Origin of the sequence: Streptomyces sp. NBC_01717, from assembly GCF_036248255.1 — a bacterium.
Classification (GTDB): Bacteria; Actinomycetota; Actinomycetes; order Streptomycetales; family Streptomycetaceae; genus Streptomyces.
In genome coordinates this window covers 2,382,974-2,396,910 of sequence record NZ_CP109178.1, presented here as the reverse complement: position 1 = coordinate 2,396,910, position 13,937 = coordinate 2,382,974, and the positions used below count along the sequence as shown (strand labels likewise).

Annotated in this window: 14 protein-coding genes; all 14 read right to left on the bottom strand. The window is 69.0% G+C overall.

Going from position 1 to position 13,937, the window contains the following annotated elements; genetic code table 11:
• Nucleotides 1-9 precede the first annotated feature (9 nt).
• Entirely contained in the window at nt 10-966 is a 957-nt protein-coding gene (locus OHB49_RS10900; RefSeq protein WP_329159826.1) for an NUDIX hydrolase, read from the bottom strand.
• A gap of 21 nt (nt 967-987) precedes the next feature.
• A complete protein-coding gene (locus tag OHB49_RS10895) occupies nt 988-2,970 on the bottom strand; it encodes an ABC transporter ATP-binding protein (RefSeq protein WP_329159825.1) in 1,983 nt (660 codons plus the stop codon).
• Nucleotides 2,967-3,434, bottom strand: a complete 468-nt coding sequence (locus OHB49_RS10890) for an NUDIX domain-containing protein (protein ID WP_329159823.1) — start codon at nt 3,432-3,434, stop codon at nt 2,967-2,969. The genes OHB49_RS10895 and OHB49_RS10890 overlap by 4 nt, the downstream gene beginning before the upstream one ends.
• A 386-nt stretch (nt 3,435-3,820) precedes the next feature.
• Nucleotides 3,821-4,657 carry a 3-deoxy-manno-octulosonate cytidylyltransferase gene (locus OHB49_RS10885; RefSeq protein WP_329159821.1) on the bottom strand — a complete coding sequence of 279 codons (837 nt, stop codon included), beginning with the start codon at nt 4,655-4,657 and terminating at the stop codon, nt 3,821-3,823.
• Between the two features lie 33 nt (nt 4,658-4,690).
• The gene (locus tag OHB49_RS10880; protein ID WP_329159819.1) at nt 4,691-5,239 is read right to left on the bottom strand and encodes an NUDIX hydrolase; all 549 of its coding nucleotides are present in this window, start codon (nt 5,237-5,239) and stop codon (nt 4,691-4,693) included.
• A gap of 4 nt (nt 5,240-5,243) precedes the next feature.
• A complete protein-coding gene (locus OHB49_RS10875; RefSeq protein WP_329159818.1) occupies nt 5,244-6,365 on the bottom strand; it encodes an adenosylhomocysteinase in 1,122 nt (373 codons plus the stop codon).
• A gap of 31 nt (nt 6,366-6,396) precedes the next feature.
• Nucleotides 6,397-7,395, bottom strand: a complete 999-nt coding sequence (locus OHB49_RS10870) for an NAD-dependent epimerase/dehydratase family protein (RefSeq protein WP_329159817.1) — start codon at nt 7,393-7,395, stop codon at nt 6,397-6,399.
• A gap of 38 nt (nt 7,396-7,433) precedes the next feature.
• Nucleotides 7,434-8,270 carry an aminoglycoside phosphotransferase gene (locus tag OHB49_RS10865; protein ID WP_329159816.1) on the bottom strand — a complete coding sequence of 279 codons (837 nt, stop codon included), beginning with the start codon at nt 8,268-8,270 and terminating at the stop codon, nt 7,434-7,436.
• Entirely contained in the window at nt 8,267-8,923 is a 657-nt protein-coding gene (locus tag OHB49_RS10860) for a histidine phosphatase family protein (RefSeq protein WP_329159814.1), read from the bottom strand. Before OHB49_RS10860 ends, OHB49_RS10865 begins: the two co-directional genes overlap by 4 nt.
• On the bottom strand, nt 8,920-9,687 hold the full coding sequence (locus tag OHB49_RS10855; protein WP_329159812.1) for a phosphotransferase: 768 nt from the start codon (nt 9,685-9,687) through the stop codon (nt 8,920-8,922). Before OHB49_RS10855 ends, OHB49_RS10860 begins: the two co-directional genes overlap by 4 nt.
• Nucleotides 9,684-10,529: a class I SAM-dependent methyltransferase gene (locus OHB49_RS10850; protein WP_329159810.1), complete on the bottom strand. Its 846-nt coding sequence runs from the start codon at nt 10,527-10,529 to the stop codon at nt 9,684-9,686. The genes OHB49_RS10855 and OHB49_RS10850 overlap by 4 nt, the downstream gene beginning before the upstream one ends.
• Nucleotides 10,530-10,560: 31 nt before the next feature.
• A complete protein-coding gene (locus OHB49_RS10845; RefSeq protein ID WP_329159808.1) occupies nt 10,561-11,070 on the bottom strand; it encodes a topology modulation protein in 510 nt (169 codons plus the stop codon).
• A 96-nt stretch (nt 11,071-11,166) separates the two neighbouring features.
• Nucleotides 11,167-12,219, bottom strand: coding sequence for a glycosyltransferase family protein (locus OHB49_RS10840; RefSeq protein ID WP_329159806.1), 1,053 nt, complete (start codon nt 12,217-12,219; stop codon nt 11,167-11,169).
• Nucleotides 12,216-13,934 carry a carbamoyltransferase family protein gene (locus OHB49_RS10835; RefSeq protein ID WP_329159804.1) on the bottom strand — a complete coding sequence of 573 codons (1,719 nt, stop codon included), beginning with the start codon at nt 13,932-13,934 and terminating at the stop codon, nt 12,216-12,218. Before OHB49_RS10835 ends, OHB49_RS10840 begins: the two co-directional genes overlap by 4 nt.
• Between the last annotated feature and the right edge of the window lie 3 nt (nt 13,935-13,937).

Genomic DNA, 13,937 nt, shown 5'->3' with positions numbered 1-13,937 from the left:
AGGGATGGGTCAGCTCCACCCCATCGCCGTGTACGGCTCGTCGCGGGCGATAGCTCGCAGCGCGACGCGGGTGTACTCCACGAGGGACTCGGGCAGGGCGTCGAGCGGCCACCACCGCCACTGGGTGCACCGCTCGGGTTCGAGCACGCGCGGCTCGCCGCTCCAACGGGAGGCGGTGAAGAACAGCTGGATACGCGACGTGGAGCTGCCGGGATCGAGGAGATCCAGGGTGTGGGCCAGGCGGAGATCTTCAGCGGCGATGGTGAGCCCGGCCTCCTCGGCCGTTTCGCGGACCATGCAGGCCAGGGCAGACTCGCCGGCCTCTCGGTGTCCGGCCGGCAGATGCCAGGCGCCGGGAGCGAAGGCGCTGTCGGGGTGGCGTTGGCCGAGCAGCACCGCGCCGTCGCGTACAAGGACGAGATGCGCTCCGACGATGCTGCGATCTCGGTGCTCGTCCGGCTCCGTCACCTTCACGATCGCGGGCATGCCCGAGCCGTCGAGGAGGGGCTGTGGAAGGCGTCGATGTTCGTCGAGGGTCGCCATGGTGGCGGGGTCCATCGTCATCTCGGCCGTCTCGTCGATGCGCGTCCACCGCAACTGGATGCCTTCGCGTAGTTCGATCTCGTGGACGGCCCGGTTGAGCGTGCCGAGGTAGACATGCACACGGTTGGTCAGGACACCGTTGGCATCGACGGTGTCCCGGGTCCGGAACGGGACGAGGTCCTCTACGACAAGACCGATCTCCTCCTGTAGTTCACGCCTGATGCAGTCGTCGTTGCTCTCTCCAGCGTCGAGGCGGCCTCCGAGCAGACACCAGTGGCCGGCGCGCCAGATTGGCTTGTTAGCCGCGCGCAGGTGCAGCAGGTACTCACCGCTGTCGTTGACGAGAAGCGCGGCGGTGCCACTTCCACGGAGTAGTTCCGCGTGGCCGGGGCTGTGCACGGTGTCGGTGGACTGAAAGGACACGATGCTCCTTCGGAGGGCTGGTCAGGCGGACTCGGAGGCGGCCGTGGGCCGGGCGGGGCGGGGCAGGACGGGGGCGTACTGGGCGGCCTGGGCGCGGAACATGGATGCGTATTGCTTGTTCGCTTCGATCAGCTCGTCATGGGTGCCGTGCTCGGCGACGTGCCCGTTGTTCAGGACGTAGATCTGATCGGCCCACCGCACGCCGGACATGCGGTGTGTCACCAGCACCACGGCCCGGTGGGGCGCGGCCAGCTCTCGGATGCGGTCGAAGGTACGGATCTCGGCCTCGGGGTCCAGGGCGGAGGTGGGCTCATCGACGATGAGGAGGCTGTCCGCGGTGGAGGTCTCGGTGCGCCAATGCGACCGCGCCAGACCGACCTTCTGCCACTCTCCGCCGGACAGTTCGGTCGCACCTCGGAACATGCGGGCCAGCAGCGTGTTGAGCCCCTCCGGGAGTTTGTCGAGCACCGACGCTGCACCCGCGAAGCGCACCGATGGATTCAACTCCTCATCGGTGGAGGTGCGGTGGGGACGGCCGATCCGAATGTTCATCGAGGCGGTCATCGGCCACCGCTGGAAGTCCTGTGTCAGTTGCCCAACCCGCTCGAAGAGCTTGAAGCGGTTGAGCTGGGTGACCGGGGATCCGCCCCAGGAGACCGAGCCGGTGGTCGGGACCAGGAGGCCGCTAATGATCTTCACTAGCGTGGACTTGCCCGCGCCGTTGTCGCCGACCACGGCAGTCACGCTGCCCATGGGAAGAGTCAACGACACCTTGTCCAGGGCCGGTTCATCCCGGTCGGGATAGCGGTAGCCGACCTGCTCCAGCACGATCGCGTCGACCCGCTCCGGCAGGTCATCCCCGCCGTCCGGAATGGTGCGCCGGGCTGCCTCGACGAGGAAGCGCTCGTGATCCTGCACGTACAACGACTCCTCGTGCAGGTCGTTGACGTTCATCACGAGGGCGCCGAGGCTGGCCGAGCCGGAGCGGATGGCGAACACCGCCGTGCCGGCGACGGCCAGGCTCATCTGCCCGCCCGTGACCAGCCAGAACATCACCGCATAGGTCGCCGCTGTCGCGATGCCAGACATCGCCTGCGCCAGCAACTCGGTCGCCGCCTTCCCGTTGGCCAGCCGCTGCTGTTCCTCCTCCGCGTTCTCGGCCATGTCCCGGTAGCGCGCCAGCAGATAAGGGCCCACACCGTGCAGACGCACCTCCTGGGCGGCGCTGCGCTCGGTCAGCAGGTTGCCGATGAGACGACTGGCCCGCAGGTGCTCGACCCAGTTCAGCACCGACACGTAGCGCCGCTGCGCCACCCTCATGGCGCCCCAGCCCCGGGGGGCCACGATCAGCAGCAGCATCGGGATGAGAGCCCAGTGCAGCACGAGCAGGATGCCGGCCGTGGAGATGAGCCCGATCATGCTGTTCAGGCCGGCGACGCAGGTGGAGATCATGCGGCGCGCGTACGTGGGGCCGTAGTAGGCCACGTCGAGCAGCCGGCGAAAGGCTGGGTCCTCGATCGCCTCCAGCTCGACGGCCTGCGCCGCGTCCAGGTACTCCGTCGTGGCGATCCGCTCGACGAGTGGCTCCAGACGGCCGGCGCGCGATGTTGACCAACTGGCCAGACCTGAATTGACCACGGCCGCGCCTGCCCCGACGAGCATCGCCGGCAGCGCCGCGTCGAGGCGGTCCGCCGGGCTGCCCGCGCCGAGCAGTGCATGCATCACTGCGTTGAGGACGAGGAGGTTCACCGCGGCGACGATGCCCTGGCCGATCTCGCAGGCGCCGACGCTCAGCAGAGCGCCCCGGTCGGCCCGCCAGGCTCGCCGCAGTGTGCCCCACACCTGCCGGGGCATGGAACGAAGTGCGCTCCATAGCGTCAACTCGAGCCGAGCGTGCTCGTGTTCGGTCCACCCCATGTCATAGCGAAGCGGTCCTCCGAACAGCTCCTGTTCGGAACGGGAGACCTTGGGCTCCTCCACTCGGGGACGGCGCAGAAGCCTCATGCGGCGTCACCCGCAGTGGTGGGGTCGGCTTTGATAACGGCGTACAGGGTCCCTTCGACGAAGTGGCGGAGCACGCCCTGGGTGTAGGGGTGACAGTCCTGGGGCGGGTCGCCGGGTTCGGCCCACAGGAGCTCCGAGTGCTTGTCGGGCTCGCTATTCGTCGGGGTTCCTTCCCAGGAGCGCGTTACCCAGGCCGTCCCGAGCCGCCGAGAACCGTCTGCCGCGACGAACTGGAATAGCCCGCAGAACTCGGCGTCGTGGGGGCTGATCCGGATCCCCAGCTCCTCCTCGGCCTCCCGGATCGCCCCTTCCAGAGGCGACTCGCCCTCCTCCAAGTGGCCTCCCACCACTGTGAGTTGTCCGGGCGCGTACTGATCTTGTGCACGCCGTAGAAGCGGCATCCGTCCGTCCTGGCGGTACGGGAGCATGAGCACGTCGACGATGCTGGTGTAGCGGTCCCTCACGCGAACGCCTCCTCGGATGCTGCTCCGAGGCGCTCCGTAGCGCCGACGGGCGCACAGGGATGAGGGGGACAGGCTCCAGGCGGAGGTCCGAGGCGCACGGGCGCATGGAATTCGAGCGTGGTGTGCGCGCCAATGGCGATCATCTGGCGGGGCATACGGCCTCCTCGGTGTGCGTGCTCTCGGACAGGTGCTCGGAATAACGGCCTGCTGGGCCAGTCGTTCGGGGCACAGAAGGGGTATTTCTTGGAACGCATGTGCTGTTCTGGGAGTTTGGCCAGGTGCTCCCGCGTCCTCCGGGAGGCGGGCCTCAAGTTCGTCACGCGTGTGGGGGGCGACGCGGTTTCGCCGCCGTGTCGGAGGTTGCGGCGGTGAGAGGTGATGGGCCGTCAGGCAGGTCGCGAGGGCGCTGCGGCCGTGGCGAGCCGAGGCGACGTAGGCGACCGAAGTCGTTGGTGTGATGCGCTGCGGCGGGCGAACATCGCGGCGGCGCGTTCAAGATCCTCTGGGGTGTCGACCGCTATGCCGCTGTCGGACACGGGCAGCATCTGCACTCGGTGGCCGTGCTCGATGAACCGGAGCATCTCGACGCCCTCGGCCTGTTCGAGAGGGCCCTGCGGGAGCTGCCGGAAGCGTTCGAGAGCCTCGCGTGTGAAGCCGTAAAGGCCGAGCTGTCGCAGGAAGGAAGGCCGGCTGCTGCGGGGGTAAGGGATGGGCTGCCGAGAGAACATCAGCGCCTGGCTGTCGGTTCCGACGACAACCTTGACGACGTTGTGGTCGAGTACGGCCGCGGTGTCGCTCAGCTCGGCGTACGCATTAACGGCCAGGGTCCTGCTGTCGAGGTCGGCGAGCGCGTCGGATAAGGCGTCGATGGCTGACGGCTCGATGAAGGGCTCGTCGCCCTGGACGTTGATGTACGCGTCCGCGCGGAGACGCTCGGCGCACTCTGCGACGCGGTCGGTGCCGGTGGCGTGCTCGCCGGTCCGTACGCAGTCGATGCCCAGCTCGTGGCACGCTGCCTCGATGCGCTCGTCGTCCGTCGCCACTACGGCGCTGTCCAGAGACGTGGCTTCCAAACAGCGCTGGTGAACGTGCCAGAGCAGCGGCTTGTCGCCCAGGCGGGCCAGGGGTTTGCTGGGGAAACGTGAAGCCCCCCACCGGCAGGGGATGACGGCTATGTGCCGGCGCCTCGATGCTTTCGGTGGTGAGGCTGTGGTGGCGGCCACGGAGTCTCCTAGCGGTCGGCTGGGTGTCGGAGGTCAGAGAAGGGCGAGTTTGGTGCGGACCGTGGGCGCGGCGGCCTCGGTGAAGGGGCGCCATTCGTAGCCGCCCACCTCCGCGGTTTGCAAGGTCACGTCGTGCTCCGAACGGAGGCGGAAGATCCAGCGGAAATCGATGTGCTTGTGATCGGGCTCGCCCTTGGACGGGTTTGCGTCGATCGCGTGAACGTCGATGTCGAAAGGGATGTCTGCGAATCCGGGAAGAGCGACAACGGCGCTCGGCGGGATGCCGGCTTCTTCGTGGAGTTCGCGCAGCGCCGCAGTGGGGAGGTCGGGGTCCTCTGCCTCGTTGTGGCCCCCGGGAGCGAGGACCTTCCCGGAAGCCTTGTGGTGGATATGGAGGATCCTCTTGTCGTGGTCGAGGAGGATGGCGCTGCAGGTCACGTGGGCCGGGAACGTTTTGCGGCTCGTGGGATCGTCGTCGCCGGCGAGTGCGGTGAAGAGTGGAGCCAGCCCGTCGCGTTCGTGCGGGTACCGGGAGAGGTACGTCTCGGTGATGGCGCGGATGTGCTGTACGGAAGGGGGCACGGAATTACCTTTCGAAGTGGTGGAGCCAGGTCCTGGCGATGGCGTGACGGTCGGAGGCCGCCATCTCGTGCATGCCGGGCTCGAACTGGTCGCGGCTAAGAGCTGCTGTGGCGGCGAGTATTTCGGCCTGGACGAGATGGATGTACGAGCCGACTGCGGCGCCGTGCACGAAGTTGACCGCGCCGCCGTCGGCGAGCACGAAGAAGTAGTGGCCGGTGATTTCGTACCGGGTCAACTCCGGGCTTATAGGTGTGCGTTGATAGAGGCTGTGGAGGCTTCCAAGCTCGAGTTCGTCCTCCGAGGAGGTGACCGATCCGAGATACGCGCCGTTGCGCAGGGCCGCGAAGTCACCCTGCTGCAGGGCGAGATTGCCGGTCGCGCATAAGACGAGTTCCGCCTCGCGGACCGCGTCCGCGGCGGACGCGCAGGTACGGAAGCCCAGCGAGTGCGCCTGCACCTGCCTGACCGGGTCCTTGTCGTACACGGTGACGCGCAGGTCCAGCGCCCGCAGCGTCTGAGCGATAGCGCGCCCGACTTTCCCGAAGCCGATGACGCAGGCGTTGCGGCCGGTCAGAATATCTCCGCGCCCGCGCACAAGAGCCTCGGTGGAGAAGACGATCGAGCGACCCACGAGGTGGTCCTCGCAGTCCTTGAGCGGGGAGCGGGCCACGGAGACGACCGGGCACGGCAGGGAGTCGAGCGCCGCGTATCGCTGGTGTCCGTTCTCGGTGTCCTCGACGACGCCGAGGATGCGGCCGGAGAACTTGCTCACGAGGGTGTCGAGGCTCGCCGCGAAGTAGCCGCCGATGTCCACCAGGACGACGTCCCGGCCGCCGGCCGTGTCCTCCAGGTAGTCCAGAGCCTGGGTCTCGTCGGTGAACCGTTCTCGGGTGAGGTCGTGGACTGGGAGGGTGCGGCGGACGTCGTCGAGGGTCGGCTGGTGGATCGACCGGGGCTTGGGGAGTACGGCGCCGACCGTGGACACCTCGGTCATGGCGCGCAGGAACGCCGGCCGCTCGGGGAGCAGATGCGTGATGACCAGCGTCGTGATCGCCTCGCCCGCGGGGAATTGCGCGGTGATCTGCCGGAAGAAGGCGTCCAGCCGGGCTCGCTCGGGACTTTCCATTGCGTCTCCTCTCGGGCTCCGGGTCGCGGAACTATGCGGCTCGGCTGTAGTTGGGGACCTGTGCGGCCAGAGCCTGCATGTGAGCGCGCAGCCCGTTGTGGAGGTCGACTCGCGGCTGCCAGCCGAGGATCTCTCGGGCACGGCTGGGGTCGGCGCGAGTGAGGAGGACGTCACCGCTGCGCGCGTGGTTCTGCTCGATCTGGATGTCGCGGCCGATGAGGCTGGTCGCGATGTTGATCACTTCCAGCAGCGACGCGTTCGACCCGCCGCCCACGTTGATCGCGCCCTGCGCGGTCGGCACGACGGCGGCGGCGATCGTGGCGGCGACTACGTCGTCGATGTAGGTGAAGTCGCGTCGCTGGTGGCCGTCTCCGTACAGGCACAGCGGCTGTCCGGTCAGAGCTGCCTGCAGGGCGCGGTGGGTGAACATGTCCGCGCGCTGGCGGGGGCCGTAGACGGTGAAGTACCGCAGGGCGACGACGCTGGGACCGTTGGGGCGCGTGGCGTAGGCGAGGCAGAGCTGTTCCTCGGCCAGTTTGGTCACCGCGTACGGGGACGCCGGTTGCGGGCGGTCGGCTTCGACGCTCGCGCCGCCGTCGGTCGGCCCGTAGACGCTGGAGGAGGAGGCGACGATCAGCCGCGGAACGCCGATGCGCGTGCAGGCTTCCAGGACCCGGTGGGTGGCCAGCACGTTGGACGCGAGGTAGTCGCCGAACTGCGGACCCCAGGAAGGCCGTACGCCGGGAATTCCGGCGAGGTGGAAGACCGCGCCCGCGTCGATCAGGAGAGGGTCGATCGCGCAGTGGAGGAGGTCGGCAGTGACGTGGTGGTAACCCGGGAGGCCCCGCAGGGCGGCGAGGTTGGCACCGGCCGTGTGGTCGGTGGACGGGTCGCGGCGGTCGACGCCGATCACGGTGGTGCCGGCCTGGACGAGGGCGTGGGCGAGGTGGGAACCGATGAATCCGGCGGAGCCGGTCACCACGGCTCGGCGGGGGGCAGCGGCGGTCGGGTGCTGCTCGTGCTGCGGCACGGGAATCTCCAGAGAGGTGTGGTCGAAGGGGGGGAAGGTCAGGTGAGGCGGGACAGGACGGTTCGGCCGTGCGCGCTCAGAGTGAGGTCGTTTTCCTTGTGGCCCTTGACCAGGGCGGTGGCCGCCTCGATGGCGCCGAAGGACTCCAGGAGGCGCCGTTCGGCGTCGGTCAGCGGACGCCCGTAGCCGTCGAGGAATGCCGTTCGGAGGTGGGGTGCGGCTTGCCAGCGTCGGAACTCGAGCCGCGCGAAGTCGCGGACGCGGGCGTCGCGTCGCATGTGCTCGAAGTCGCAGACACCGAAGTCGTCTCCGACCAGCCAGTTCCGCGGCTGGTAGTCGAGGTGGCAGACCGCGCCGTCCATGAGGCTGTTGCCCAGGATGCCCGCATGGTGCTTCAGCAGGTTTCGCTCGGCCGTGTCGATCAGGTCGGCGTGAACGGCCCGGTCGATCCAGCTCTGGAGGCGCTCGGCGAGTGCTGCGCCGACGGCGCCGCCCTGGGGCATGGAGGTGGCCCGGTGGAGCTTGCCGAGGACGTGGCCGGCCTCGTGATGGGCCAGTTCCTCCTCGGGTGAGCCCGGGGCTGCGGTGTCCGCCCGAGCGCCTGCGAGCGCGGTCAGCAGAAGGGTGCGGGTGGCGTCGTCACGGCCGACTAGCTTCGGCGCGTGGCCGGTCAGCTGGGTGCCCCATGTCCGGTAGGCGTGGAGTTCGCCTGCGTACCGGTCGTGCTCGGCATGCTGCTTGGCGACGAAGTGACGCCCGTCGCCGGCCACCACGCGCACGACCCGGGGAGGGAGCAAGGGGTCCGGCGCGATCTCGACTGCGCCGAGGAGGCAGTGCGCCAGTTGGATCCGGGGATCGTCCGATGTCGCGATCACGGGGTCGGCTCCGGCGTGAGGAGACTGAGGTGCTCGGTGTCGTTGTGCCGATCGAGCATCCAGCGGGTCTGGCCCAGGCGGTTGCGGTGGTGCTGCCAGCGGGTGATGGAGGCGTGGTTGTGCGTGAAGCCCGCCGGCGAGCCGATCGGGATGTCGAGGAGCAGGGTGTGCGCGGTGATCACGGTCTCTCCGTGGGCGGCGAACACGATGCGCTTCCCCTCGTTCTCCTCGATGAGCTGACTCAGGTTCTTGCTGGCGCGCTTCAGGTACCCGTTCCAGGTGTCTGAGCCAGCGGCCCAGGGAGTGTCGGGGTGCGCATGCGGGCCGCCGTTGGCGGCCGTCTTCACCGCATCCCAGGGTTTGCCATCGGCATCGCCGTGGACGGGGCCGTCGAGCCGGTCGTCGATGTGCAGCGGGATCTGGAGCGTCTGGGCGATAATCTCGCCGGTCTGGACGAGGCGAATCCGCGGACCTGCGTAGACCATGTCGAAGGGCTTCTTCAGGTGCTCGGTGGACAGGCGGCGCGCGGCCTGTTCGGCCTGGGCATACCCCAGGTTGGTCAGTCCCGTGCAGGTGCGAGGACCTCCGACGAGTCCGTCGGCATTGCACTGGGCTTCACCGTGCCGCACGAAGATGAGTTCGGTGGTGATCACGATGCTCCTTGAAGGCGGAGACGGATGTGGGCGGGCCAGATGTGGCAGTAGCCGTTCCGGCCGAGGTAGGGCGCGGTGAGTACGGCGTGCAGCGCCAAGCCGTCGTCCAGGCGTTCTCGGTCTATGGGATCCAGCTGTGGGGCGTGCTGGCGGAGCGCCTGGCTGTAGATGTCGCAGGCGTCGTCGATCGCTTCGCTCGCGAGGGGGCCGTAGGTGAGGAGAAGCGTGGCGACCAGCTTCGCGAGGTCGTAGCCCATGGGCGCGAGACTGAGATCGTCGGTGTCGACCGTGACGATGTCCCCGGCGGCAGTGATGATGAAGTTCCGCGGGTTGCTGTCCTTGTAGAAGGCACAGGGCCCCTGCGCCGTCTCCTCCAGCAGGCCGAGCATCGCGTGCAAGGACACCTTGTTCGGCAGGTAGCCCTGTTCGTGGCGCCGTCGGAGCGCGACCTTGCGCGGGCCGAGGTAGTCATCGAACGTCGTGCCGTCTTGGAAACGATGCGGAGTGTTCAACGACGCGGCCTGCAGGTCACTGCGCCAGGCGGCACCGTGAGCGTGGCCCAGCAGTTCCGCTGTGCGCGGGAGATCCTCGGGGCGTACGGAGCGCCCCTCGACCCGTTCGAAAGTCAGGCTGGCAGGGCCGATGACTTTGAGGGCCGGCTGCCGCAGCGGCTTCGCGTGCTCGTTGATCCACCGGTAGTGGCGAACGGCCGCCGCCGTGCGCTCCGGTGTCTCGTAGTGCTTGGTGAACGGCGGAAGGGTCATGCCTGCCCCTTCTTCGGATGGGCGACGACGAAGGTGATGAGGGACCGAGTGGTCAGCGGCTGGTCCGGAAGGAATTCGTGCAAGGCCGCCGCCATAGCCCCGGGGTTGCCGTACAGGCCGGGCGCGAGGTGGTACTTGGGGTTCGTGGCCAGGTATTGCGCCGTGTGGTCGTGGCCGTCGAAGGTGAAGGCATGCTCCTCGTCCAGGACGGCGATCACGTCGAGCGAGGAGGCGGTCAGGTCGGCGAGGTTGCCGCTGTGCGCTGCGGTGTAGAGGCTCTCGTGCTTATCGCCCCGCGCGTCGAGGCCGGCCGAAGCGACCAGCTGGTCCATCTCCCGGTAGCTGTCGAGTGCCTTGGTGACGAGCACGGCCAAGCCCCCGGGGGAGAGGACCCTGGCGATCTGCGCGATGACGTCCTTGGGCTGCGGCGAGTGGTAGAGGCAGAACGCGGCGACGGCGACGTCGCACGACCCGGCGGGCAACGGGAGGTCGTGGAAGTCGCCTTTGACGAAGTCCACCGTGATGTCGGGTAGCTCCTTGGCGCGCTCGCGGGCCTGGGCGAGCAGGGCGGGGGCGGCGTCCAGGCCGACGACGCGCTGCGGCCGGAGCTGCTCGGCGATGCCCAGGCTGCTCGTGCCGCGACCGCAGCCGATGTCGAGCACCACGCCGAGCCGGTCCGGCTGCGCGTGGTGGGTCTGCACCAGGCTGACGATCGTCTCGGGCACGGGGTTGCCGGAGGTCTTCGCGCGCATCAGGGCGCTGGTCCGCCCGGACAGCCGGGAGGGGTTCCCGTACAGCTCCTGTTGCCGGGCGGGGTCCAGGAAGGCGTTGGGCTCCTTCATGCCGCACCCCCTGCCCGGGGGCGCGGGTCGTTCAGGACTGCTCGGCGGCCACCTTCCGCAGCCAGCGGCGCGTCTGGCGCCGGTTGGCCAGCAGCACCACGTCGGCTTTCGCGCCGAACTCCTCGATCTTCGCCATCACGCGGGGCCGCATCTTGCGGCGGTACGTGGCGACGTACTTGATCACGCCCCAGTGGATGCGGTTGTGCACCCCGTTGCCCTTGTGTCCCGCGCCGTGCCGGATCTGCCGGGCGAAGATCCCGTACAGCGCCGCCACGGTCGACACGTCCATCAGGACCACCGTGTCGCAGGCTTCGAGCCGCACCTGCAGCGTCGAGTTGTAGTTGCCGTCGATCACCCACCGCTGTTGCGCGACCAGCTCGCGCTGCACGGCGGTGAACTTGTCCATGGGGAGCGCGTTCCACTCGTCGTCGTAGAACGCGGCGTCCAGGTGCGTCACCGGGGCGTCGAGGATCTTGCCCAGTTCGCGGGCCACGTGGGATTTGCCGCTGCCTCCGCAGCCGACGATGGCGACCTTCTTCATGGTGCTCCAGCGTAGAGAGGTTCGGGTGTCCGGCGGAGCCATCCTCCAGGACACGTTTTGATGATCCAGGCGCCATGGCCTGTAGAGCGGTCGGCATCAGGCAGCTCCCCGCTCGGTCGTGCCCGGCCTCACGAGACCGTGCAGAAGGGATTCCAGGGTGTCGACCTGCTTGCTCAGGCCGAACAGGCGCAGACGGTCCACGCACGCGGCGATCAGGTCGGCGTGCTGCTGGGTGCCGGCGATCTCGCGGAGGTGGGAGAGGCGTTCGATCACGTCCCGGCCGGAGCGCACGACCAGCTCGTCCGGGACGAACCGGTTGACGTAGCGGATGTCCGCCGGGGCCAGGGGCAGGCACCCGGCGAGCACGGCCTCGAAGATGCGCTGGGTCATCTGCCCGACGGCGGCGTACCGCTCGGGCAGCATGAGCACCGTGGCCAGGGACCTGCCGTATACGCCGGCGGCGGCCTCGAACGGGATCCGGCCCAGGAAGTGGACGTGCGGCCAGCGGTTGGTCTCCGTCCACTTCCCGGCGACCAGGTGCTCGACGCGGGCGGCGGCTGGGGCGAAGAAGCGGTCGAAGGGCTCGTCGCGGTCGTACTGGTTGCCCACGTAGCCGAGCACGAGGTCCCGCCGCTGTGCCGCGAGGGCCACGGGGTCCGCCTGGGTGAGGAGGTTCTCGGCGACGGGGAAGAGTAGCGAGTGCGCTCCGTGGGTCGGGGCGAGGGCGGCCTCGCAGACGCGGGTGTGCGACGTGGTGCGCCACACGCTCTCGGCTCGCAGGGTGCGGTCCTTGTCCCAGATCACAGTGGGTGTCTGGTGCCGCACGGTGTAGTGGTTGATGAGCTGGGCCTGGCGGTGAAGGTCGCAGGTGTGCCCCTCGCTCCCGCACATGGTGGTGTTGCGGCCGGGGATCGCCCAGCGCCACTCCAGGAACAGGGCGTCGATGTGCGGAACGCCGTCGTCGAAGGTGTACGCGCCGCCGAGGTCCTCGCCCGCTTCGAGGCGGTCGCGGTCGGCCTGCAGGAAGACGATGTCGTGACCGTGGGCGATGAGGGCGTCGATGAAGGGGCGGCGGTGGCTGCGTCCCCCGTCCGGGGTGTCGGTGACCCCGTTGCCGAGGAAGCCCCAGAAGCTGTATCCGATCTTCACTTTGTGATCCACCGCCCTTCGAGGAGCAGGGCGTCGAGCCCGGAGTTGGCCAGGCAATCCAGGGCCATTTCCGGTGTTCCGCAGATCGGCTTGCCCTTGACGTTGAGGGACGTGTTGATCAGCACGGGCACCCCGGTCCGGCGGCCGAAGGCGGTCAGGACCGCGTGCATGAACGGGTTCTGCGCCTTGGTGACGGTCTGCAGGCGGGAGGTGCCGTTGGCGTGCACGATGGCCGGCATGCGCTCGCGCGTTTTGTCGGTCACGCCGGAGGCCATGGACATGTACGGCGCCTGCTGGCCGAGGGTGAAGAACTCGCGGGCGCGCTCGGCCAGGACCATGGGGGCGAAGGGCCGGAACGGCTCGCGGAACTTCACGGTGGCGTTCAGCCGCTCGACGACGCCGGGCTCCAGCGGAGAGGCGAGGATCGAACGGTTGCCCAGGGCTCGCGGCCCGGCTTCGACGGGCCCCTGGAACAGGCCGACGATCGTGCCGTGGGCCAGCTGGTCGGCGAGGAACTCTGCGGTTTCGATGCCCAGGGTCTTCTGGTGAAGGGCGGGCCAGGGCGTGAGGTCGAGGGCCTGGTCCTCGTAGGACGGGCCGAGGTAGCAGGTGCGGGCGACGCCGGCCACCGGTCGCGGGCTGCGTCCGCCGATATGCACGGCGAGGGCGGCGCCGATCGCGGTACCGGCGTCACCGGGCGCAGGAGGCACGAAGACCTCGTCGAAGATGCCGGCCTCGATGATCCGGCCGATGCTCACGCAGTTCGTGGCGACACCGCCCGCCACGCACAGGCGCCGGGAGCCGGTGAGCACGCGAGCGCGGCGGGCCAGGTGCACCATGACCTGCTCGGTCCGCTCCTGGAGAGCCGCCGCCAGGTCCCGATGGACGTCGGCCAGGGACTCGCCCGGGTGCCGTTCGGGGCAGGTCTCGGTGACGAAACGGCGGGACGTCCGCTCGTATCCCGACGTGAGGGTGCGCGTGGGGAAGTAGGCGGGGTTGATGCGGAAGCCGGTTGCGGTCGTGTGGACGGCGTGGGTGAAGAGGGAGCGGAAGCGAGCGGGGTCGCCGAGGGCGGCCAGCGCCATCACGGTGCCCTCCTCGTCGCCCCGGCGCCAGCCCAGGTGCTCGGTGACGGCGCCGTACACGTACCCCAGGGAGGCTGGGTCGTTGATCGCCTCTAGGGTCTGCGCGCGGGGACGGAGCGTGTCGTGGCAGCGGGCGATGGTGGTGGTCTGCCGCTCGCCGAGGCTGTCGACCACGAGCACGGCGGCTTCGTCCCAGCCCGAGGCGGCGAAGGCCGTGAGCTGGTGGGCGCGGTGATGCAGCACCGGGGTAACACGGGCGGCGGGGAACTGCCTGCCGATCAGCCGCAGGCGCCGCTGGGTGCGCACGGCCACCTTGGCGAACCCGTGCGCTCGGGCGAACGCCCGGTCACGAGTTGTCGGGGAGAGCGCCATGCGCAGGGCGGCGGGCGACTCGGCGAGGTAGCGGGCGGGCTGGAAGTTGTAGGCGACAGTGTCCACGTCGGCTGAGGTGAGCTTGGCCCGGCCGAGCAGCCAGTCCACAGCGTGAGCGGGGTAGAGCTTGGTGTGCTTCTGCTCGGAGAGGCGCTCCTCCTCGACGAAGCCGATGAGTTCGCCGTCGACCAGGAGAGCTGCCGACGAGTCGTGGGTGTAGGAGCACAGGCCGAGGATGACCGAGAGAGTGCGCTTCATGGC

Coding starts and splice junctions, on each gene's coding strand:
- OHB49_RS10835 (WP_329159804.1), bottom strand. CDS start 13,934: ATGAAGCGCACTCTCTCGGTCATCCTCGGCCTGTGCTCCTACACCCAC.
- OHB49_RS10850 (WP_329159810.1), bottom strand. CDS start 10,529: ATGAAGGAGCCCAACGCCTTCCTGGACCCCGCCCGGCAACAGGAGCTG.
- OHB49_RS10875 (WP_329159818.1), bottom strand. CDS start 6,365: ATGGAAAGTCCCGAGCGAGCCCGGCTGGACGCCTTCTTCCGGCAGATC.
- OHB49_RS10895 (WP_329159825.1), bottom strand. CDS start 2,970: ATGAGGCTTCTGCGCCGTCCCCGAGTGGAGGAGCCCAAGGTCTCCCGT.
- OHB49_RS10855 (WP_329159812.1), bottom strand. CDS start 9,687: ATGACCCTTCCGCCGTTCACCAAGCACTACGAGACACCGGAGCGCACG.
- OHB49_RS10845 (WP_329159808.1), bottom strand. CDS start 11,070: ATGAAGAAGGTCGCCATCGTCGGCTGCGGAGGCAGCGGCAAATCCCAC.